Here is a 21547-nt window from a genome sequence, read left to right on the forward strand (position 1 = left end):
ATGAAAATTGCCATGGTGGCAATTCAGTTTCAGTTAAGTTGCGACGGTTAACGTGGTGACCTCAAGGAACAGCAGGATACGCAATGAAGGTAAATCTACGGGGGGGCGGTCCAATGGCATTGGTGTTGCTATTGACCAGCTCCCACCTGACGGCCCACGACCTCGGCCCGGACGAAGCCTTGCGTCTGCGTCAGAAGGGCGTCATCGCCCCTCTGGAGCACTTGCTGGGCCCGGCGCTGGAACGCTACCCCGGTGCCAAGTTGCTCGATGCCGAGCTTGAGGAGCACAAGGACCGCCCGGTGCCCTATATCTACGAAATCGAGTTGTTGACGGTGGAGGGAGTGGTGCGCGAAATCGAGCTCGACGCGAGCACCGGCGCGCTGCTCAAAGATAAGGAAGACGACTGATGCGCCTGCTTCTGGTGGAAGACAACGTTCCCCTCGCCGATGAGCTGCTGGCCGGCCTGCAACGCCAGGGCTACGCCGTCGACTGGCTGGCCGATGGCCGTGATGCAGCCTATCAGGGCAGCAGCGAGCCCTATGACCTGATCATTCTGGATCTTGGCTTACCCGGCCTGCCCGGGCTTGAAGTCCTGGCGCAATGGCGTGCGGCGTCATTGGTCACGCCGGTGCTGATTCTGACCGCCCGCGATTCCTGGGCCGAGCGTATCGAAGGGCTCAAGGCCGGCGCGGATGATTACCTTGCCAAACCCTTTCATCCTGAAGAGTTGTTCCTGCGCATTCAGTCGCTGTTGCGCCGTTCCCACGGCCAGGCCAACCAGCCGACCTTGCAGGCCGCCGGTCTGCACCTGGATGAGGGGCGCCAGTGTGTGCTGCGCGATGGTGATGAGATCCAGCTGACCTCCGCCGAGTTTCGCCTGCTGCGCTACTTCATGCTGCACCCCCAGCAGATCCTGTCGAAAAGCCACTTGGCTGAACATTTATACGACGGCGAGAGCGAGCGCGATTCCAATGTGCTGGAAGTCCACGTCAACCATCTGCGCCGCAAGTTGGGCCGCAGTGTGATCGAAACCCGGCGCGGCCAGGGTTACCGGTTTGGCGCCAGCCCTGCATGAAGTCCATTCAGCGGCGCCTGAGCCTGGGCCTGGTCAGTGTGATGGTGGTCGTCGGCGTGGTGCTGGCGCAGACCAGCCTGTGGTTGTTCGAAGCCGGGTTGCAACGCTACCTGGAGGCTGGGCTGCGCAACGATAGCGAGAACCTGCTGGTTGCGCTGGTGCGGGGGGCCGATGGCGTGCAACTCGATGAGCACCGTTTGTCACCGGCTTATCAGCGACCGTTTTCCGGGCATTACTTTCGGATTGATTTTGCCGATGTTCACTGGCGTTCCCGCTCGCTGTGGGACCAGGAGCTGCCGCGCCTGCCGCAGACCGGTCTCAAAGGCAACCTGCAATTGGGGCCGGAGGGCCAGCAACTGCTGGTATTGCGTTCGGACTACAAACGTTTTGGGCAGTCGATTTCCATCAGCGTGGCCCAGGACTACACACCTGTGCGGGAAAGCTTTCGCCTGATGCGGCAAATCGGTCTGGTGCTGGGGTTGGCGGCGTTGTTGCTGGTGTTGATCCTGCAACGGGTGACCGTACGTCGTGCGTTGCGCCCGTTGGAGACCGCCCGCGAACAGATCGCCCAGTTACAACAAGGCCAACGCTCGCAGCTCGATACCCAGGTGCCGCTGGAGCTGGAGCCGCTGGTGGCGCAGATCAACCACCTGCTGGCCCACACTGAAGACAGCCTCAAGCGTTCACGCAACGCCCTGGGCAACCTCGGTCATGCCTTGAAGACCCCGCTGGCCGTGTTATTGAGCGCAGCGTCCAGCGAGCCGCTCAAGGACCATCCGCACCTGAGCAAGTTGTTGCGTGAGCAGCTTGAGCAAGTGCAGCAACGCCTCAATCGTGAACTCAACCGCGCACGCCTGGCCGGTGAAACCCTGCCCGGCGCATTGTTTGACTGTGAAAAAGAACTGCCCAGCCTGTTGGCCACGCTCAACATGATCCACGGTGAACATCTGGACTTGAGCTATCAGGTGTCGCCCGGGCTGCAATTACCCTGGGACCGCGAAGACCTGCTGGAACTGCTCGGCAACCTGTTGGACAACGCCTGTAAATGGGCAGACGCCGAAGTCTGCCTGAGCATCGGCGAAACGACGCAGACCTATCGGTTGGCCGTGGAAGACGACGGCCCCGGTATTCCCGAGACCGACCGCGACAAGGTGCTCAGCCGCGGCACGCGCCTGGATGAGCAGATCGACGGCCATGGCCTTGGGTTGGGGATCGTGCGCGATATCGTCGAGGTGTGGGGCGGGGTCTTGCAGTTGCAGGAGAGCCGGCTGGGAGGCCTGAAGGTGCTGGTCGAACTCCCCAAACGCCAGAGCTGACACAGCGCCCTCCATATTGAATCTTCTGCGGTGTTCAGACCCTGAATTGATCCATCAGCCCCTGCTGCTGATTCGCCAGGCTGTTCAACGCCTGGCTGACCCGCGCCGACTCATTGGCCTGCTCCGACAACGACTCGGTCACATCCCGAATCGTCGCCACATTACTGTTGATCTCTTCAGCCACCGCGCTTTGTTCCTCGGCAGCGCTGGCGATTTGCAGGTTCATGTCGCTGATTACGGTGACTGCGTCACCAATCTGGCGCAAGGCAGTCACCGCCTGGCCGACCTGTTCGACACTGCCCTGAGCCTGGCGATGGCTATTGCCCATGGCGCCGACCACCTCGGTGGTGCCGCTTTGCAATTGCTCGATCACCAGGCGGGTTTCTTCCACCGACTCCTGGGTACGTCGCGCCAGGTTACGCACCTCGTCGGCAACCACGGCAAATCCACGCCCAGCTTCACCGGCCCGGGCCGCTTCGATGGCGGCGTTGAGTGCCAGCAGGTTGGTCTGCTCGGCGATGCCACGGATCACTTCCAGCACCGAACCGATTTGTTCGCTGTTGGCTGCCAGGCCCTCGACTTGGGCCATGGCGGTGCTCATGTCGGCGGCCAGCGCACCGATGTTGCTGGTGGTACGGTCGATCACCGTCAAGCCTTCACGCGTAGCCTGGTCGGCATCGCGTGCGGCCTGGGCGGCTTGGGCCGCGCTGCGGGCGACATCCTGGGCGGTGGCGCTCATTTCATGGGAGGCGGTGGCGACCTGATCCACCTGGCGGTATTGCTGTTCCATGCCGGCGCTGGTTTCAGTGGCGATCGCGGCGGATTGGTCGGCGGTGCCACGAGCGTCCTGCACTGAGCGTTTCACTTCGGCAATGATCGGCTGCAGCTTGTCGAGGAAGCGGTTGAACCAGCCGGCCAGTTGGCCCAGCTCATCTTTTTTGTCGTAGGCCAGGCGGCGGGTCAGGTCGCCTTCGCCACTGGCGATGTCTTCGAGCATGTGCGCCACGCCGAGAATCGGACGGGTCACGCTGCGCGCCATCAGCCACACCAGCGCCAGGCCCACCACCGCAGCCAACAGGCCCAGGCTCAGTTCCAGCAGGGTGCCCTTGGCATTGTCGGCATCCAGTTGCGCTTTCAGGGCTTCGGCAGGCGCGACCAAGACTTTCTCCGGCACGTCGAGCAACACGCCCCAAGGCTTGCCCCCCGGGATCGGTGTAAACGGCGCCAATACCTTGAGTTGCTGGCCGGTGCGCAGGCTGCGGGTTTGCGTGCTGCCGGCGAGGGCGCTGATCAACTGCGCGCCGCTGGCAGTGTCGACCTGGTCCAGGCGCTGGCTGAGTTTGCTCGCGTCCGGGCTGTAGCCGGCGAGCAAGCCGGTCGGGCTGAGGATGCTGACCTGGGTCTGGCCGTCATACAGCTTCTGGCTCGCCTGTTGGCTGACGGCCTGCAAGCTGTTGAGGTTGATGTCCACCGACAGCGAGGCGATGACTTTGCCGTTGACGATCAAAGGGAACACGATACTGGTCATCAGCACGTTCTGCCCGTCGATCACATAAAAATACGGTTCGATCACGCAGGGTTTGAGGGTTGTGCGTGGGCAGGTGAACCAGGCGTTGGCTTTTTCGCCACTGGGGCCGACGCTGGTGTCGGCCATGTCGCTTTCGGGCAGTGCCATCGAGGTCAGTTTGCCCGGCGTGGGTTGCGACCAGTACAGGGCAAAGCGGCCTTTTTCGTTGCTGCCCAGTTCTTTCTGATTGGCGAACAACTCGTCCTTGCCGTCCAGCGCATTCGCTTCGAACACCAGGGACAAACCGAGCAGGTCCGGGTTGGCCTGCAACGCGGCCTTGACCTGGCGAGTCAGGTCTTCGCGGGTGTCGAAGGCATCGAGAAAGCGCTTTTCAGCCTGTTCGCGCAGAAACAGCACTTGGCGGGAAAAGCCATGGCCGTACTGGTAGGCGTCCATGAACTGCTGGCGAATGCCCAATGCCTGCCCTTCACCCTGCGCTTCGATGCGCGTCTGGGCGGCTGCATCAAGCATCTGCATGCTGGACGCTTTGACCTGCTCGGAACTCTGCGCCATGCGATACAGCGACAAACCCACCAGAAGGGTCACGATCCCCAGCAGGCAAAGGCCGGCGAGCAGGGTGATTTTCCATTGAATGGAGAGCTGTCTGAGCGACATCGGGACATCCTTACCTGAAAACACATAGAGACCCGTTATCGGCGGCACGTCTGATTTCTTTATTTGCGGGGCCCGGGCTTGCCGTAATGCCAGTCAGTTAAATGGTGGATGTAGAACACAGCGTTTGGTCGCGGCAGGTTCTTTTAACTGACTGGCATTAGGACTTGCCCGGGTTTTTTGACATGCCCGCCCACCTGCTGCAAAGTGCCCGCCCTCTAATAAGACCTCCTCAGCCTGCACGCCGGCCACCCTGTTCCATGGCCGCCTGGGCGACGTATGCCTGTTCTTTTGTTTTCTGTCTTGAGGTAACCATGATTAACGCAGTAATCGCCGCGGTCGGCACCATGCTGGTGCTCAGCCTGTCCCGCGTGCATGTGGTCATCGCCATTATTGTTGGTGCGCTGGTGGGCGGCTTGACCGGTGGCCTGGGTATCGAGGCCACGCTCAAAGCGTTTAACGGTGGTTTGGGCGGTGGTGCAACCGTGGCTTTGTCTTACGCTTTACTCGGCGCTTTCGCTGTGGCGATTGCCAAATCCGGTCTGGCCCACGCCCTGGCGGACAAAGCGTTGCTGCTGGTGGATCGCCAGGAAGCGACGGGCGGCAATCACGTCAAATGGTTGTTGATCGGCCTGCTGTGGAGCGTCGCGATTGCCTCGCAGAACATCCTGCCCATTCATATTGCCTTTATCCCGCTGTTGGTCCCGCCGCTGTTGTACGTGCTGACCAAATTGCAACTGGACCGCCGCCTGATCGCCTGCGTGATGACCTTCGGCCTGATCACGCCCTACATGTTCCTGCCGGTAGGCTTCGGCAACATCTTCCTCAACCAGATCCTGCTGGCCAACGTCGCCAAGAGCGGCGTAGACATCAGTCAGGTCAACGTTACCCACGCCATGGGCTTGCCGGCGCTGGGCATGGTGGTCGGCCTGTTGGTGGCGGTGTTCGTCAGCTACCGCAAAAAGCGTGTGTATGACCTGGAGAAAATCGAGCGGGTCGAGCAAGTGGCGGTGCAATACAACCCGTTGACCCTGCTGGTGGCCGGGCTGGCGATCGCTGCGGCATTCATCATCCAATTGTGGCTGGACTCGATGATCATCGGCGCCCTGGCCGGGTTCCTGATCTTCTCGGTGTCCGGCATCGTGCGCTGGCGCGAGACCGACGACCTGTTCACCGAAGGCATGAAGATGATGGCGATGATTGGCTTCATCATGATCGCTTCGTCGGGTTTTGCCGAAGTGCTCAAGGCCACCGGCGACGTGCGCTCGCTGGTGGAAGCGTCGGCGGCGTTCATCGGCCATAGCCGGGGTGTGGGCGCGTTGCTGATGTTGCTGGTGGGCCTGCTGGTGACCATGGGGATCGGTTCGTCGTTCTCCACGGTGCCGATCCTCGCCGCGATTTTCGTGCCGCTGTGCGTGCAACTGGGCTTCAGCCCGTTGGCTATCGTGTGCATCGTCGGTACGGCGGGGGCCTTGGGCGATGCCGGGTCGCCGGCGTCGGACTCCACCCTCGGCCCGACCTCCGGCCTGAACATTGACGGCCAGCATCACCATATCTGGGACACCGTGGTGCCCACGTTCCTGCACTACAATATTCCATTGTTGGCGTTTGGCTGGATTGCCGCGATGACCCTCTGACAGGGTTGTCCTACAGAAATCGGACAATTGGCCGTTAACTTCTCAAGTCGCCACGAATAAGAGAGAAAAGCCATGCGTCTGAGTTTGAAGGCCAAAGTCCTGGCCCTGGCCGTCGTGCCGGTATTGCTGTTTGCCGTGGTCATCAGCCTGACCACGGTGTGGATCCTGCAGGGGCAGGCGCGCAACGAGGTGGACGAAACCCGCCAGCGCCTGCTCAACGACGCCAAGACGACGCTGCGCAGTTACGTGGAAGTGGCCATGACCACCATCAAGCCGCTCTACGACGCGGCCGCCCCCGGCGACACGGCGGCGCGGGCCGAGGTGGTCAAGCTGCTGTCCAGTACCAGCTACGGCAAGGATGGCTACTTCTTCGGCTACGACTCCGAGACCATCCGCCTGTTCAAGGGCAACAGCCCCGATGGTGTAGGCAAGAGCTTCAAGGACAACCGCGACCCCAACGGCGTCTACGTCAACCGCGACCTGGTCAAGGTCGGCAAGGACGGCACCCACTACCTGCAATACAGCTCGACCCAGCCCGGCCAGACCGAGTTGGTGCCCAAGCTCGGCTATACCGAGTACTTGCCGAAATGGGACATGGTGATTGGTACCTCGGTCAACCTCGATGGCATTGAAGCCCAAGTGGCAGTGGTCGAGGCCAAGGTCGAGAAACGCATGGAGGGCGTGCTGCTGAGCATCCTCGGTGTGGCCGTGGTGGTGCTGCTGGTGATTGCCGCCGTGGGCATGATAGTGGCCAATACCATCCTGCGTCCGCTGGGCCTGATGAAAGCCAACCTGGACGACATCGCCGCCGGTGAAGGCGATTTGACCCGCCGCCTGGCGATCACCAGTCAGGATGAGTTGGGCGATCTTGCCGTCGCGTTCAATCGTTTTGTCGACAAAATCCACAGCCTGGTGCGCCAGATCACCGAAATGACCAGCCAACTGACCGGCCTGGTCAGCCAGGTGTCCGATCAAGCCCAGCGCTCCGAACAGGCCATGGAGCGCCAACGCCATGAGACCGATCAGGTCGCCACTGCCATCAACCAGATGTCCTCTGCGGCCCAGGAAGTTGCGCGCAGTGCTCAAGGGGCTGCCGTCGCTGCGCAACAGACCGACGCCGAAGGGCACGCGGCCAAGCGTGTGGTCGACGGCAGCATCGCGCAGATCCACGCGCTGGTGAACGATATCCGCAGCAGTGGCGTGTCCCTCGACAGCCTGCAGCAGGATGTGTCGTCGATTGTGAGTGTGCTGAGTGTGATCCGCTCGATTGCCGAACAAACCAACCTGCTGGCCCTCAACGCGGCGATCGAAGCCGCGCGGGCCGGGGAGGCCGGGCGAGGGTTTGCGGTGGTGGCCGACGAAGTGCGTGCCCTGGCCAGCCGCACCCAGACCAGCACTCAGGAAATCCAGGGCATGATCGACCGCCTGCAAAAAGGCACCGTCGCCGCCGTGGACGCCATGCGCCGGTCCAGCGACGCGGGCGACGGCACCTCGGCCCAGGCCAACGAAGCCGGAGCCTCACTGGACACCATGGCGCAACTGATCGGCACCATCAATTCGATGAACGCCCAGATCGCCAGCGCCGCCGAGGAGCAGACCGCCGTGGCCGAGGAAATCAACCGCAGCGTGCATCAGATTGCCGTGGCGGTGGACACTGTGGCCGATGAAACCCAGCAGGGCGCCCAGACCTCGCGCAGTCTGGCGGACCTGGGGCAACGCCTGGGGCAATTGGTGGGGCAGTTCAGGATCTAGAGATCGCGCATCAACAAGCCAAAGCGCAAGTCCATGTCGGCCGGCAGTGGCACATACACCGTGTGCCCGTCCCCCGGCGCCACCTCAAGGGCTTCGCCTTTGGCATTGTGCAAAGTGCTCAGGTCAAAGTGGAAGTTGCCGGCGGGGGTCATCAACTCCAGGTGATCGCCCACGGCAAAGCGATTCTTGACCTTGACCTCGGCCCAGTCGCCACGGCGCTCGCCGGTCAGTTCGCCGACAAACTGCTGGCGATCGGATACTGAACTGCCGTTCTGGTAGTTCTGGTATTCGTCATGCACATGGCGGCGCAGGAAGCCTTCGGTGTAACCGCGCTGGGCCAGGGATTCGAGGTCGGTCATCAGGTTGCGGTCGAAGGCGCGCCCGGCCACCGCATCATCGATGGCCTGGCGATACACCTGGGTGGTGCGTGCGCAGTAGAAGTGGGACTTGGTGCGGCCTTCGATCTTCAGCGAGTGCACGCCCATCTGCGTCAGGCGCTCCACATGCTGCACGGCGCGCAGGTCCTTGGCGTTCATGATGTACGTGCCGTGCTCGTCTTCGAAGGCGGGCATCTGCTCATCGGGGCGGTTGGCCTCTTGCAGCAGGAAGACCTGGTCGGTCGGCGCGCCAATCCCCAGGGTCGGCTCCGGCTGATACTGCTGGACGATCTCGCCCGTGGCGTTTTCCATCGCCGGGGTGGCCTGGTACTTCCAGCGGCAGGCGTTGGTGCAGGTGCCCTGGTTGGCATCGCGCTTGTTCATGTAGCCCGAGAGCAGGCAGCGCCCGGAATAGGCCATGCACAAGGCGCCGTGCACAAACACTTCCAGCTCCATGGCCGGCACTTGCTGGCGGATTTCGCCTATCTCTTCCAGGGACAACTCCCGCGACAGAATCACGCGGCAGATGCCTTGTTGTTGCCAGAATTCGACGCTGGCCCAGTTCACCGTATTGGCCTGCACCGACAGATGAATCGGCATCGACGGGAAGTGGCGGCGCACCAGCATGATCAAGCCTGGGTCGGACATGATCAGCGCATCCGGGCCCATGGCGATCACTGGTGCGAGGTCTTTGAGGAAGGTTTTCAGCTTGGCGTTGTGCGGCGCGATGTTGACCACGACGTAGAAGCGTTTGCCCAGCACATGGGCTTCCTGAATGCCCAGCGCCAGGTTGGCGTGGTCGAACTCGTTGTTGCGCACCCGCAGGCTGTAGCGCGGCTGGCCGGCGTAGACCGCATCGGCACCGTAGGCGAAGGCATAACGCATGTTTTTCAGGGTGCCGGCGGGGGCGAGCAGTTCGGGGGCGATCACAGGGGGCATGGGCTCAAGTCGCAAAAGGTCGCGAAGGTAAAGGATCCGAGGCCGGGGTTTATTGATCCAGGTCGCCCTTTGCTGATTTTGTATCGCTGTGTATCGGCAGTGGGGGTTCGACACAGGCGCGATACTCCAGGGCGTTTCAATGGAGGCTCTGAATACTCAACAGGTAATGAACATGCGACCTATCACCTTTATGCTCGCCGGCCTGCTGCTGACGCTTGCGCTGATTTCCAGCGTGATGGCCAGCCGTGAAACTCCCGCTGACCCACCAGGCGCCATGCCATCGCTGGCGGGGGCGGCCGAATGGCTCAACTCCCCACCGCTCGATCTGCAGGCGCTCAAGGGCAAAGTCGTGCTGGTGGATTTCTGGACTTACGACTGCATCAACTGCCGGCGCGCGCTGCCGTACGTAAAAGAGTGGGCGAAACGCTACGAGCCCGATGGCTTGGTGGTTGTTGGCGTACACACTCCGGAATATGCCTATGAGCAGGTCAGCGGCAACGTCAGGGACCAGGTGCGCAAGCTGGGCATCACCTACCCGGTAGCCCTGGATAACAGCTATGCAATCTGGCGCAGTTTCGATAACCAGTTCTGGCCGGCCCATTACCTGATCGATGCCAAGGGGAAGGTGCGCTATAGCCACTTTGGCGAAGGTGATTATGAGGCCCAGGAACAAGTGATCCAGGCGCTTTTGCGTGAGGCCAAGGCTATCGAGTGACGGGATGGCACTCCCGGGTTCGCCTGCGGACTAAGCAAAAGGGCCGCTGAAGGCCTACTGCTTTTTCGACATGGACCGGACATGAACTCGACCAACCTGCAATTCAAAACCCTGTTGTTGTTGCTGGCCCTGGTGACCGTCGCCTTTATCTGGATATTGCTGCCGTTTTACGGCGCAGTGTTCTGGGCGGTCATCCTCGGCATCATCTTTGCCCCGATGCAGCGCCGCCTGCAGCAACGCTTTGGCTGGAACCGCAACCTGACCTCCCTGACCACCTTGGCGGTGTGCCTGGTGATCGCCATTTTGCCGGTCATCATCACCAGCGTATTGCTGGTGCAGGAAGGGGCGACGCTCTACAAAAACGTCGAAAGCGGCAAGCTGGACGTCGCCGGGTATATCGAGCAGTTCAAGAACGTGCTGCCGCCGTATTTCCAGCACCTGCTGGATCGGTTCGGCATGGGCAACCTGGAAGGTTTGCGCGAGAAAATCGTCAAGAGCGCGATGCAGGGTAGCCAGTTTTTTGCCTCCCAGGCGTTCAGTTTTGGTCAGGGGACGTTTGATTTCCTGGTGAGCTTTTTCATCATGCTGTATCTGCTGTTTTTCCTGCTGCGCGACGGCCCGGAACTGGTGCGTAAAGTCCGCACGGCAGTGCCCCTGGCGGAGCCCCAGAAACGTCGCCTGCAACTCAAGTTCAATCGGGTGGTGCGCGCCACGGTCAAGGGCAACGTGCTGGTAGCCGTGACCCAAGGCGCACTGGGCGGTTTGATCTTCTGGTTCCTGGACATTCCCAGCGCGTTGCTGTGGGCGGTCTTGATGGCGTTTCTTTCCCTGCTACCGGCGGTGGGCGCGGGGATTGTATGGGGCCCGGTGGCCGCTTACTTCCTGTTGAGCGGTTCGATCTGGCAGGGCGTGGTGCTGACTGCGTTCGGCGTTCTGGTCATCGGCATGGTGGACAATGTGCTGCGCCCGGTGCTGGTGGGCAAGGACACGAAAATGCCTGACTACCTGATCCTGATCTCGACCCTGGGCGGCCTGTCGGTATTCGGCCTGAACGGGTTCGTGATCGGCCCGTTGGTGGCGGCGTTGTTCATGTCCAGTTGGGCACTGTTTGTGGAAACCAAGCCTCGGGTCAAGCTGCCGTTGCCGTAGGTTTCAGGCGTTGAGCCTGAAATTGGATGCGCATTGCAGCTGTTTTTGCGCATCGGATAACGACATGAGCGGGCCGCTGATGGGCTCGCCATCGCTGACTACGTACCAGCAGGCGAGCAGGCCCAGCTCCCGTAGTGGGGTGGGAACGGCGCTACCAATGACGGACATGATTTGAACAGTGGGCATAAGTACCTCCAATCGCTATGGAGGTCACCTTACGATGGCTGGGTGCTCAGCAAAAATCACCTGGCTCGATAGTCGACATCAACGCCAGGCGTCAATCCACCACCTGGTCCAGCATTAGCACCACTTCCTGCTCATTGAGCAGGCCCTTGCGCACCAGGTTTTCCGCCAGCAACGCCAGGAATTTCGCCGTGCGGTGGCCTTCCAGGTGCTTGAGTTCGGTCAGTGCGCTGTAGACCTTGCTGGAGGTGCAGAGGCCGGCGGTATGGTGCGGGTTTTGTGTGGGCATGGTCAGTCGTCCTTAATTGTTCTTGGCTGGACAGGTCGATAGTGAGTCCGTTTCGTGACGTAAACATGACAGGGCGGACCTTGATCGAGCAAGAAGACATTCAACCCTCATGATGTGGGATTGAGCCCCCGAGCATTGTCCTCACTGCGACCTTGGCAAGATAAATCCAGACTTCAAAGGCAAAAAAAGGCCCCGCGTGTGGGCGAGGCCTGTTTAGACGAACCTGTTCAAGTTACCAGCCGCGGCCGTAATAACCGTGAGGCGGGCCGTAGTAGCCACGTGGAGGGCGGTAGTAGACCGGCGCCGGGCGGTAGTAAACCCGTTCTTGCACATACACCGGTGGTGGCGGTGCGTAGTAGACCGGCGGCGGAGCGGCATACACCGGTTGCGGCTGGACATAAACCGGCTGCTGCACGTAGACCGGCTGGGATTGGCTGGCAACCACCGAACCCACTACAGCGGCGCCGACCAAAGCACCCAGAACGGCCGGGCCACCCCAACCACCACCGTGGGCGGAGGCTTGGCCTGCCATAGCGAGTGCGCCGACAAGCAAGGCGATTTTGGGGATTTTACGAATCATGGTCATTCCTCGGTTAGCCCCTGCGCTTGTGGTCTGCAATCAATAGACTCAAGGATTGTCGCGGGGATACTTTTAAGACAACGTATTTCTGAAAAACAGCACGGCCGATAGGTAAAGGTTGTGTAAGGTCTGTACCGATTTGCTTACTCAAAGGAGTTATCCATGCAGATGCACCCCAACAAAGACACCCAACTGTGTATGTCATTGTCGGCGCGTCCCGGGAATTTTGGCCTGCGGTTCCACAACCACCTGTATGAACAGTTGGGGTTGAATTTCTACTATAAAGCGTTCAGCAGCCAGGATTTGCCCGGCGCGATAGGTGGTATCCGGGCGCTGGGCATTCGCGGTTGCGGTGTTTCCATGCCGTTCAAGGAGGCCGCGATCGCCCTGGTGGATGAGCTGGACGATTCGGTGCAGGCCATCGACTCCCTGAACACCATCGTCAACACCGACGGCCGTCTCAAAGCCTACAACACCGACTATATCGCCATCGAGCAACTGCTGAAAAAGCATGCCGTGCCCAAGGACTCGACCTTTGCTTTACGCGGCAGCGGCGGCATGGCCAAGGCCGTGGCCAGTGCCCTGCGTGACGGTGGCTATGCCAATGGCGTGATTGTGGCGCGCAACGAAGCGGCAGGCCGCGCGCTGGCGCAAAACCTCGGGTATGCGTGGCAGGCCGAGCTGGGTGACTTGCGCCCGCAGATGCTGGTCAATGTGACGCCGATCGGCATGACCGGTGGTGCCGAAGCCGATCAGTTGGCCTTTGCGGCTGACGCCGTGGATGCTGCGGAAACTGTGTTCGATGTGGTAGCGATCCCCGCCGAAACGCCGCTGATCGTGCGTGGACGTGCCAAGGGCAAGCGGGTGATCACCGGGCTGGAAGTGATCGCGATCCAAGCGCTGGAGCAGTTCGTGCTGTATACCGGCGTGCGGCCGACGCAGGCGCAATTTGAGGCGGCAGTGGCCTTTGCCCGAGGCTGAAACCCACGAAAATCCAATGTGGGAGCGGGCTTGCTCGCGAATGCGGTGGTTCAGTTAACTCAACTGTGACTGACACACTGCATTCGCGAGCAAGCCCGCTCCCACATTTTAATGGTGTTACGCCTGTTCCAACTGCGCCAGTCGTTCTTCCAGCGCTGCGATCCGCGCCTCCAGCTCTTCAATCCGCTCCACGCCAACCCCGGCGCCACGCTCCACCGGATTGCCTCGGGCTGCGATAATCGCCTCGATATCCGCCGGATCGCCCAGCGCATGGGTGTAGCGATCTTCCCGCTGTCCCGCCTGGCGCGGCACCAGCACTGCCAGCCCGCGTGCAATCAGACGTTCCAACTGGTGCACGACCTGCTCGGCATCTTCGAAATCGTGCATGCGCCCGCTGCGGGTCAGCAGTTCATTGACCGTCTGTGGCCCGCGCAAAAACAGCAGCCCGATCAGGATCACCTGGGCCGGCACCAGCTCCAGTGCCTTGTCTACCCGGTGTTCCCAGCGATCGGCGCGGCTGCCCATGACCAGCCGGGTATAACCTTGGCCTTCCAGTGCACGCAGGCTCTGGCCGACCTGGCCTTGGCTGAGGTTGGTCACCGGCTCCCGGCTGGTCTTCTGGTTGCAGGCCAGTACCAGAGCGTTGAGGGTCAGGGGGTAGGTTTCCGGGTTGGTCGCCTGTTTTTCGATCAGGCAGCCCAAGATGCGGATTTCCGTGCTATTGAGGCGCGGCTCAGGGGTCTGGGTGTCATGCTCGGCGGTCATCGCGCGTTTCCCTATGCAGTGAGCCCACTAGCCTATGCCGGAAAAAATAAAAGACAAGCGGCGGGCAGGTCTATAATCGCTGCTGGTTCCAAACCCTGCCATCACCGTGAGACTGTCATGACTATTTCCCTGTACGCCGCTTCCGTCCCTGTCTTCAAGCAAATGCTCAACGCCCTGAGCGATGTGCTGAGCAAAGCCGAAGCCCACGCTACCGCCAAGAACATCGAACCCGATGCCTTGCTGCAAGCGCGTCTGTTCCCTGACATGTTCCAGCTGGTGCGCCAGGTACAGATCGCCGTCGACTTCGCCAAAGGCGTATCCGCCCGCCTGGCCGAGATCGAAGTGCCCAAATATGACGATCAAGAAACCACCTTCGCCGACCTGCAAGCACTGATCGCCAAGGTGCTGGCCTTCCTCGACACCCTCAAGTCCGAGCAGATCGACGGCAAGGAAGGCATCGAGATCATCACCCGTCCAGGCACGCCGAAAGAGAAGCGCTTCAGCGGCCAGTCCTACCTGTTGACCTACGGCCTGCCGCAGTTCTTCTTCCACGTCACTACCGCTTACGCCTTGCTGCGCCACAACGGTGTGGAAGTGGGCAAGCGTGACTACATGGGCGCTTTCTAAGCTCAAAAAAAGCCCGCGCGGTTCGTGATCGAACAGGCCCGGGCTTTTTTTTGCGTGGCGTTTAAGCCGCTTGCTCGTCCTTGCCCAGGCACGCCGCAGCGGTAAACAGCACATCGGTGGACGAGTTCAGCGCGGTTTCCGCCGAGTCCTGAAGGACGCCGATGATGAACCCGACGGCAACCACCTGCATGGCGATCTCGCTGGGGATGCCGAACAGGCTGCACGCCAGGGGAATCAGCAACAGCGAACCACCGGCCACACCCGAGGCTCCGCAGGCGCAAACGGCTGCTACTACGCTGAGCAGTACGGCGGTAGGCAGGTCGACCGAAATCCCGAGGGTGTGTACGGCTGCCAGGGTCAACACCGTGATGGTGATCGCGGCACCGGCCATATTGATGGTGGCGCCCAGCGGAATCGACACCGAGTAGGTGTCTTCATGCAGGCCCAGGCGCTTGCTCAACGCCAGGTTCACCGGAATGTTCGCTGCCGAGCTGCGGGTGAAGAAGGCGGTGATGCCACTTTCGCGCAGGCACATCAACACCAGCGGGTAAGGATTACGGCGCAGTTTCCAGTACACGATGGCCGGGTTCATCACCAATGCCACGAACAGCATGCAGCCGATCAGTACGCCAAGCAGATGGGCGTAGCCGAGCAGGGCGCCGAAGCCCGAGGTGGCCAGCGTCGATGCCACGAGACCGAAGATGCCCAGAGGCGCGAAGCGAATCACCACGCGCACCATCAATGTCACGCCGTTGGACAGATCGTCGATTACCGTGCGGGTCGTCTCACCGGCATGGCGAATGGCGACCCCCAGGCCGATGGCCCAGGCCAGGATGCCGATAAAGTTGGCGTTCGCCAGGGCATTGATCGGGTTATCCACCACGCTGAGCAGCAGGCTTTGCAACACTTCGCCGATTCCGCCCGGAGCGCTGACCGTGGCGTCGTGAGTGGCCAGTACGAGCGTCGAGGGGAACAGCGTGCTGCCGATCACCGCCACCACGGCGGCGGCAAAGGTGCCGAGCAGGTACAGGAACAGGATCGGCTTGATATGGGTTTGCTGGCCCTGTTTATGATTGGCTATCGACGCCATCACCAATACAAACACCAGGATCGGCGCTACGCCTTTGAGCGCGGCGACAAATACCTTGCCGATAAAACCGGTGGCCTTGGCCGCCTCAGGCGCAACGAGTGCCAGGAGGATGCCGGCTATCAGGCCGAGGAGGATTTGCGTGACCAGGCTGACGCGGGCTAGTCGTTGCAGAAGGGAAGGGGCAGCAGTCATAAACACTTGTCTCTAATTTTTTGAAGGTACAGCGGCGCACGCAGAAAAGGCTGTAGGACGCGAGGGCGCGAAGTCTAGCATGTCGTCATCGGTACCCCGGACGCTGCGACATCGCGTCGCCCACGCTTCAGGGCTTTCGCCAAACCTGGACACACTCTGTTAAGATTCTTGCCTCTCATCTTTCCTCTCCGTCAGCGAGCCCTTCGGGCTGTCGTTGATGTCGTTGTTTCTGGAGTTTTCATGTTGTTTCCCATCCTGCTGCTGTCGGCTGCCGGTTTTACCGTGCTGACCACAGAATTCGTCATCGTCGGTTTGTTGCCGTCCATTGCCCGCGACCTGAACGTCAGCGTGTCCCAGGCTGGCCTGCTGGTGACGCTGTTCGCTTTTACCGTGGCAGCCTTTGGCCCGTTTCTGACGGCGTACTTCGCCCGCTTCCCACGCAAGCGCCTGTTTATCACTATCCTGGTCATGTTCGGCGTGGCCAATACCTTGGCGGCCCTTGCGCCGAATATCTGGATGATGGCGCTGGCACGCTTGATCCCTGCCCTGGGTTTACCGGTGTTCTGGGCCTTGGCCAGTGAGACCGCGGTCGATATCGTCGGCCCGGAATACGCCGGACGCGCGATCGAGAAAATCGGCTTCGGTATCGTCTGCGCCACGGTATTCGGTATCCCCGTGGGGACGCTGATTTCGGACATGTTCGGCTGGCGCACCGCGTTTGCCATCCTGGCGGTGGTAGCGTTGGCCAAGGCGCTGCTGCTGTTTCTCTATTTGCCGGTGACCGCGCCGAAGAACGATCAAGTGACGCTGCGCTCGCAGTTCAAGATCCTGCGCAACCCACTGATGCAGGGCCATATCCTGTTGTCGATCCTGGTGTTCAGCGGCATGTTCACGGCCTACACCTATCTGGCGGACATCCTTGAGCGCCTGGCCGGGTTTGACGGCACGCTGGTGGGTTGGTGCCTGATGGGCTTTGGTGCGGTCGGCTTGATCGGCAATTCCCTGGGTGGGCGTGCGGTGGATCGGCACCCGTTGATTGCGTCCATGGTGTTCTGCGGTTTCATGATTGCGGGCATGGTGGCGCTGGTGCCGGCGATTCACTCCACGATCGGCCTGGCGGCGGCGATGGCGGTGTGGGGCGTGACCCAGGCGGCGATGTTCCTGGTCAGCCATGTGCGCTTGATGAAGGCCGCGCCCCATGCTCCCGCGTTTGCCGCGTCGTTGAATATCGCCGGGGCCAACCTGGGGATCGGCCTAGGGGCGATGGTTGGCGGGCATGTGATCGACACCCTGGGCCTGGGCAGCCTGGGCTTTGCGGCGTCTGGGTTCATTCTGGTGTCGATCCTGCTGGCGTTATGGCTGATGAGCGCCCGACAAACGCACGCGGCCAGCGCCTGACGCCTCAGGGCAGGGCGGTAAACAGTTCCCTTCGAGCACCTTCGGTAATGGCCACGATGCCGGGGTGCTTGACCTTGCGTTCTACCGAGATCGCGTAAAACGACTCGGTCACCGCGACGGTCTGGCCGATCAGCGCCACGCCGTACTGGCGCACCACCTCGTCGGCGATCACGCTTGGCGCGATGAAGACCCCGCTGCCGGATTGGCCAAACGCCTGCATCAAGGCGCTGTCGTCGAACTCGCCGATGATCTTCGGTTGGATCTGCTGCTCGGCAAACCAGCGCTGCAACCGGCTGCGCACCACGGTTTCTGCTCCCGGAATCAACAGCGGTGCGCCCTGCAAGCACTGTGGGAAGTCGCCACCGTATTCGTCAGCTAATGCCTGGGTGGCGAAAAAACTGATGCCGCACTCGCCCAACTTCTGGCTGTAGCCTTTGATATCCAGGTGCGTAGGCATCGGGCTGTCGGAAATCACCAGGTCGAGGCGCTGGATCGCAAGGTCAGCTAATAAGCGTTCGAGTTTATCCTCGCGGCAGGTGATCCGAATCGGCTCGCTCAACTCCATGGTCGGCGCGATCAGCCGATAGACGATCGATTTGGGCACCACATCCGCGACGCCGACACGAAACAGGATCTGCTGCTCATTCGGTTGGGCGCGCAACATCGCCTCCAGTTCATTGCCGGTCTGGAACATCTGTTCGGCGTACGGCAGTGCCCGGCGCCCGGCTTCGGTCAACTCCAACTGGCGCCCGACGCGCTGAAACAGCGCTACACCGAATGTTTGCTCGAGCAGGCTGATTTGCCCGCTGATGGTCTGGGGTGTGAGGTTCAACTGCTCACAGGCGCGCACAATGCTGCCGGTCTTGGCCACTACCCAGAAATAATGCAATTGCCGGTAATTGAGCATAGGGGGCTACAGCTCGTTAAATCCGAAGTATATGTCATAAAAATACGAATTTTACTGAACTGTTCGCCTGCATAGAATGCCTCGCTATCGCAGGGCCACTATTTGGTCCCTCTGGTTCTAAGAGAGGAATACATCATGAAACTCAATTATCTGGGCGCGGCCTCGTTGCTTGCGCTTTCATTGGTAATGGTTGGCTGTGATCAAGTGGAAAAGAGTGCGCAGCAAGTGATGGGCAAGGCTACCGAGTCGGCCAAGCAAGCCATCGATGAAACTCACAAGGCCGCCGAGCAGGCCCTGAGTGAGGCAACCCAGGGCTTGATCAGCCCTGAGAAGAAAGACAAGGACGCTGAAAAGGCTTCCGAGTCCGATAGCAAAGAAACCTAATTCCCGAGCCTCACCACGTCAGGACTGACCTATGGATTACCTTTTACAACTGGCTGCAAGCCCTACCGCCTGGGTGGCCTTGGCTACCTTGATCGTGATGGAAATCGTGCTGGGCATCGATAACCTGATCTTTATCTCGATCCTCACCAACAAATTGCCGGAGAAACACCGGGCGAAAGCACGTCGTATCGGCATCAGCATGGCGTTGATCCTGCGCCTGGGCCTGTTGAGCACCATCGCGTTCATCGTGCAGTTGACGGCGCCGGTGATCGAAATCTTCGGCCAGGCCTTTTCGTGGAAAGACATGATCCTGATCGCCGGTGGCCTGTTCCTGGTGTGGAAGGCGACCACTGAAATCCACCACAGCATGGACCCGGAGCCGGAAGAGAAGGTCAGCGCCGGTAACGGCGTGTCCATCGGCTTTGCGGCGGCCATTGGCCAGATCCTGATGCTCGACCTGGTCTTTTCCATCGACAGCATCATCACCGCCGTGGGCATGACCGAGCATCTGCCGATCATGATCATTGCCGTGGTGGTCTCGGTGATCGTGATGCTGGTGGCGGCAGAGCCGTTGGCCAAGTTCATCAACGACAACCCGACGGTGGTGATGCTGGCCCTGGGCTTCCTCATCATGATCGGCATGACCTTGATCGCCGAAGGCTTCGGCGCCCATGTGCCAAAAGGTTATGTATACGCGGCCATGGCGTTCTCGGCGGTGATCGAACTGTTGAACATGGCGCGACGCAATCGCCACAAACGCCTGCTGGCTGCCAAGCAGTAAGGCTCGATAGGCAAAGGCCAACTGCGCTCCGTGAGCCCAGTTGGCCTTTTGCTGTCTGGTAGACTCCACCCACTTGATAGCTTGAGGTCCTCCATGAACGAGCCTATTCGCCTCACCCAATACAGCCACGGCGCGGGTTGCGGCTGCAAGATTTCGCCCCAGGTGCTGGAAGTGATCCTGGCCGGCAGTGGCGCGCAGAATCTCGACCCCAACCTGTGGGTGGGGAATGCTTCGCGCGATGACGCGGCGGTCTACGCCATCGACGACGAGCGGGGCGTGGTCTCCACCACTGATTTCTTCATGCCGATTGTCGATGACCCCTTCGACTTCGGCCGCATTGCCGCGACCAATGCCATCAGCGACATCTACGCCATGGGCGGCGACCCGCTGATGGCCATTGCCATTCTCGGCTGGCCGGTGAACGTATTGGCACCGGAGATTGCCCGGGAGGTCATCCGCGGTGGCCGTTCGGTATGTGACGCGGCGGGCATCCCGCTGGCCGGTGGCCATTCCATCGACGCGCCGGAACCGATCTTTGGCCTGGCCGTGACCGGGATCGTGCAAAAGCGCCATATGAAGCGCAACGACACCGCCACGGCCGGGTGCAAGTTGTATCTGACCAAGCCGCTGGGCATCGGCGTTCTGACGACTGCGGAAAAGAAGAGCAAATTGCGCGAGGTCGATGTGGGTGTGGCCCGTGACTGGATGTGCACCCTGAACAAGCCGGGCAGCCGTTTCGGCAAGTTGGCCGGCGTGACGGCCATGACGGACGTCACCGGATTCGGCCTGCTCGGCCACTTGGTGGAAATGGCCGACGGCAGTGGCCTGACGGCGCGCATCGAATACGCCAAGGTGCCGCTGCTGCCGGGCGTCGAGCATTATCTGGATCAAGGCTGCATGCCCGGTGGCACGTTGCGCAACTTCGACAGTTATGCGAGCAAGCTGGGGCGCCTTCAAGAATTGCACAAGCGTGTGCTGTGTGACCCGCAAACCAGTGGTGGCCTGTTGATTGCCGTGACGCCGGAGGGCGACGCCGAATTTCATGCAGTGGCCGCCGAAATGGGCTTGAGCCTTGAGTCTATTGGCGCGTTGGGTGAGCGACAGACCCACGCGGTAGAGGTGTTTTGATGGCGACTGATTTCACCGACTACCGCGACATCTTCCTCAATGACCGGCCGATGATGGATACCCGTGCGCCGATCGAGTTCACCAAGGGCGCGTTCCCCGGGGTGATCAACCTGCCGCTGATGAGCGATGACGAACGTCAGCGGGTCGGCACCTGTTACAAGCAGCAAGGCCAGCAGGCTGCCATTGTGCTGGGGCATGAGCTGGTGTCCGGGGCGATCAAGGCAGAGCGCATCGAGCAGTGGGCACAGTTCGCCAAGGCCAATCCCGACGGGTACTTGTATTGCTTTCGTGGTGGGCTGCGTTCGCAGATTGTGCAGCAGTGGTTGAAGACCGAGGCGGGTATTGAATATCCACGCGTCGGCGGTGGCTACAAGGCCATGCGCACCTTCCTGCTGGACACCCTGGAACAGGCAACGAACGCATGTGATTTTGTATTGCTGGGCGGCATGACGGGCACCGGCAAAACCGAAGTGCTCGGCCAGTTGCGCAATGCCCTGGACCTGGAGGGGCATGCCAACCACCGCGGTTCCAGCTTCGGCAAGCGCGCTACGGCGCAGCCATCCAACATCGATTTCGAAAATCGCCTGGCGGTGGACCTGCTGAAAAAACGCGCGGTCGGTATCGAACAGTTTGTGGTCGAGGACGAGAGCCGCATGATCGGCAGTTGCGCGCTGCCATTGCCGTTGCACAAAGGCATGCAGACGTTTCCGATGGTCTGGCTCGAAGACAGCGTGGAGGGGCGTGTTGAGCGAATCCTGCGTGATTACGTGGTCGAACTCTGCGCAGAATTCATCGAGGTGCATGGCGAAACCGGCCAGGCCCGCTTTGCCGAGCGCCTGACCCAGGGCCTGGCCAATATTCACAAGCGCCTGGGCGGTGAACGCTTCCAACGGCTACAGGCGATCCTGCAGGACGCCTTGGCGGAACAGGCCCGCAGTGGTGCAGTCGACCTGCACCGGGAGTGGATCGAAGGGTTGCTGCGCGAGTACTACGACCCGATGTACGCCTTTCAAAAGCAAAGCAAAGGCGCCCGGATCGAGTTTTCGGGAGAGCAGGGCGCAGTGGTTGAGTATCTGCGTGAAAGGCTGGGTCGATCTTTCTGA

General features: G+C 60.8%; 21 protein-coding genes and 2 pseudogenes. 15 read left to right on the top strand and 8 right to left on the bottom strand.

Annotated elements, in window-relative coordinates:
- Nucleotides 1-83: 83 nt before the first annotated feature.
- Genes JBE38_RS27255 through JBE38_RS27265 form a run of 3 tightly spaced genes read left to right on the top strand, consistent with a single transcriptional unit; the run spans nucleotide 84 to nucleotide 2391 of the window.
- Complete coding sequence (locus tag JBE38_RS27255; RefSeq protein ID WP_060752418.1) at nucleotides 84-407, top strand: PepSY domain-containing protein; 324 nt, start codon at nucleotides 84-86, stop codon at nucleotides 405-407.
- Complete coding sequence (locus JBE38_RS27260; RefSeq protein WP_205345576.1) at nucleotides 407-1075, top strand: response regulator transcription factor; 669 nt, start codon at nucleotides 407-409, stop codon at nucleotides 1073-1075. The genes JBE38_RS27255 and JBE38_RS27260 overlap by 1 nt, the downstream gene beginning before the upstream one ends.
- Nucleotides 1072-2391 carry a sensor histidine kinase gene (locus JBE38_RS27265; RefSeq protein ID WP_161550180.1) on the top strand — a complete coding sequence of 440 codons (1320 nt, stop codon included), beginning with the start codon at nucleotides 1072-1074 and terminating at the stop codon, nucleotides 2389-2391. Before JBE38_RS27260 ends, JBE38_RS27265 begins: the two co-directional genes overlap by 4 nt.
- Nucleotides 2392-2425: 34 nt before the next feature.
- On the opposite strand, the gene JBE38_RS27270 is transcribed toward JBE38_RS27265, so the two are convergent.
- Nucleotides 2426-4573, bottom strand: coding sequence for a methyl-accepting chemotaxis protein (locus JBE38_RS27270; protein WP_205345577.1), 2148 nt, complete (start codon nucleotides 4571-4573; stop codon nucleotides 2426-2428).
- A 314-nt stretch (nucleotides 4574-4887) separates the two neighbouring features.
- On the opposite strand from JBE38_RS27270, the gene JBE38_RS27275 reads away from it, so the two are divergent.
- The 3 genes and pseudogenes from JBE38_RS27275 (at nucleotide 4888) to JBE38_RS28125 (ending at nucleotide 7959) form a co-directional block, all read left to right on the top strand.
- A complete protein-coding gene (locus JBE38_RS27275) occupies nucleotides 4888-6207 on the top strand; it encodes a Na+/H+ antiporter NhaC family protein (RefSeq protein WP_205345591.1) in 1320 nt (439 codons plus the stop codon).
- A gap of 72 nt (nucleotides 6208-6279) precedes the next feature.
- Nucleotides 6280-7101 (top strand): annotated as a pseudogene (locus JBE38_RS28120) (cache domain-containing protein); the annotation flags it as partial.
- Nucleotides 7102-7203: 102 nt separating this feature from the next.
- Entirely contained in the window at nucleotides 7204-7959 is a 756-nt protein-coding gene (locus JBE38_RS28125; protein WP_412458292.1) for a methyl-accepting chemotaxis protein, read from the top strand.
- Here JBE38_RS28125 and trhP read toward each other — a convergent pair.
- Nucleotides 7956-9275: a prephenate-dependent tRNA uridine(34) hydroxylase TrhP gene (gene trhP / locus JBE38_RS27285; RefSeq protein WP_205345578.1), complete on the bottom strand. Its 1320-nt coding sequence runs from the start codon at nucleotides 9273-9275 to the stop codon at nucleotides 7956-7958. The two genes, JBE38_RS28125 and trhP, sit on opposite strands and share 4 nt — an antisense overlap.
- A gap of 265 nt (nucleotides 9276-9540) precedes the next feature.
- On the opposite strand from trhP, the pseudogene JBE38_RS27290 reads away from it, so the two are divergent.
- Together JBE38_RS27290 and JBE38_RS27295 are read left to right on the top strand one after the other, a co-directional pair.
- Nucleotides 9541-9990 (top strand): annotated as a pseudogene (locus JBE38_RS27290) (thioredoxin family protein); the annotation flags it as partial.
- An 81-nt stretch (nucleotides 9991-10071) separates the two neighbouring features.
- Complete coding sequence (locus JBE38_RS27295; RefSeq protein WP_090372119.1) at nucleotides 10072-11139, top strand: AI-2E family transporter; 1068 nt, start codon at nucleotides 10072-10074, stop codon at nucleotides 11137-11139.
- Nucleotides 11140-11142: 3 nt separating this feature from the next.
- Here JBE38_RS27295 and JBE38_RS27300 read toward each other — a convergent pair whose 3' ends face one another.
- The 3 genes from JBE38_RS27300 to JBE38_RS27310 form a co-directional block, all read right to left on the bottom strand.
- Complete coding sequence (locus JBE38_RS27300) at nucleotides 11143-11325, bottom strand: hypothetical protein (RefSeq protein ID WP_090372117.1); 183 nt, start codon at nucleotides 11323-11325, stop codon at nucleotides 11143-11145.
- A 91-nt stretch (nucleotides 11326-11416) separates the two neighbouring features.
- A complete protein-coding gene (locus JBE38_RS27305) occupies nucleotides 11417-11611 on the bottom strand; it encodes a hypothetical protein (RefSeq protein ID WP_205345580.1) in 195 nt (64 codons plus the stop codon).
- A 232-nt stretch (nucleotides 11612-11843) separates the two neighbouring features.
- A complete protein-coding gene (locus tag JBE38_RS27310) occupies nucleotides 11844-12197 on the bottom strand; it encodes a hypothetical protein (RefSeq protein ID WP_205345581.1) in 354 nt (117 codons plus the stop codon).
- A gap of 156 nt (nucleotides 12198-12353) precedes the next feature.
- Between JBE38_RS27310 and JBE38_RS27315 the strand changes: the two genes are divergently transcribed.
- Nucleotides 12354-13172, top strand: coding sequence for a shikimate 5-dehydrogenase (locus JBE38_RS27315; RefSeq protein WP_198763214.1), 819 nt, complete (start codon nucleotides 12354-12356; stop codon nucleotides 13170-13172).
- 117 nt (nucleotides 13173-13289) lie between these two features.
- On the opposite strand, the gene JBE38_RS27320 is transcribed toward JBE38_RS27315, so the two are convergent.
- Nucleotides 13290-13937 (bottom strand): YceH family protein, encoded by a 648-nt coding sequence (locus JBE38_RS27320; RefSeq protein WP_161550174.1) that lies wholly within the window; start codon nucleotides 13935-13937, stop codon nucleotides 13290-13292.
- A 117-nt stretch (nucleotides 13938-14054) separates the two neighbouring features.
- Between JBE38_RS27320 and JBE38_RS27325 the strand changes: the two genes are divergently transcribed.
- A complete protein-coding gene (locus tag JBE38_RS27325; protein WP_126870879.1) occupies nucleotides 14055-14564 on the top strand; it encodes a DUF1993 domain-containing protein in 510 nt (169 codons plus the stop codon).
- 61 nt (nucleotides 14565-14625) lie between these two features.
- On the opposite strand, the gene sstT is transcribed toward JBE38_RS27325, so the two are convergent.
- Nucleotides 14626-15846: a serine/threonine transporter SstT gene (sstT, locus tag JBE38_RS27330; RefSeq protein WP_198763215.1), complete on the bottom strand. Its 1221-nt coding sequence runs from the start codon at nucleotides 15844-15846 to the stop codon at nucleotides 14626-14628.
- 240 nt (nucleotides 15847-16086) lie between these two features.
- On the opposite strand from sstT, the gene JBE38_RS27335 reads away from it, so the two are divergent.
- Entirely contained in the window at nucleotides 16087-17244 is a 1158-nt protein-coding gene (locus tag JBE38_RS27335; protein WP_205345582.1) for an MFS transporter, read from the top strand.
- A 4-nt stretch (nucleotides 17245-17248) separates the two neighbouring features.
- Here JBE38_RS27335 and nhaR read toward each other — a convergent pair whose 3' ends face one another.
- Nucleotides 17249-18151 carry a transcriptional activator NhaR gene (gene nhaR / locus JBE38_RS27340; protein ID WP_060752435.1) on the bottom strand — a complete coding sequence of 301 codons (903 nt, stop codon included), beginning with the start codon at nucleotides 18149-18151 and terminating at the stop codon, nucleotides 17249-17251.
- A gap of 135 nt (nucleotides 18152-18286) precedes the next feature.
- Between nhaR and JBE38_RS27345 the strand changes: the two genes are divergently transcribed.
- The 4 genes from JBE38_RS27345 (at nucleotide 18287) to mnmH (ending at nucleotide 21547) form a co-directional block, all read left to right on the top strand.
- Nucleotides 18287-18535: a hypothetical protein gene (locus JBE38_RS27345; RefSeq protein ID WP_198763218.1), complete on the top strand. Its 249-nt coding sequence runs from the start codon at nucleotides 18287-18289 to the stop codon at nucleotides 18533-18535.
- Nucleotides 18536-18566: 31 nt separating this feature from the next.
- Nucleotides 18567-19316 carry a TerC family protein gene (locus JBE38_RS27350; RefSeq protein ID WP_090372100.1) on the top strand — a complete coding sequence of 250 codons (750 nt, stop codon included), beginning with the start codon at nucleotides 18567-18569 and terminating at the stop codon, nucleotides 19314-19316.
- Nucleotides 19317-19409: 93 nt separating this feature from the next.
- Nucleotides 19410-20444, top strand: coding sequence for a selenide, water dikinase SelD (gene selD, locus JBE38_RS27355; protein ID WP_205345583.1), 1035 nt, complete (start codon nucleotides 19410-19412; stop codon nucleotides 20442-20444).
- A complete protein-coding gene (gene mnmH / locus JBE38_RS27360; RefSeq protein ID WP_205345584.1) occupies nucleotides 20444-21547 on the top strand; it encodes a tRNA 2-selenouridine(34) synthase MnmH in 1104 nt (367 codons plus the stop codon). The genes selD and mnmH overlap by 1 nt, the downstream gene beginning before the upstream one ends.

This window comes from Pseudomonas sp. ICBG1301, assembly GCF_016918385.1.
Taxonomy (GTDB): Bacteria; Pseudomonadota; Gammaproteobacteria; order Pseudomonadales; family Pseudomonadaceae; genus Aquipseudomonas; species Aquipseudomonas palleroniana.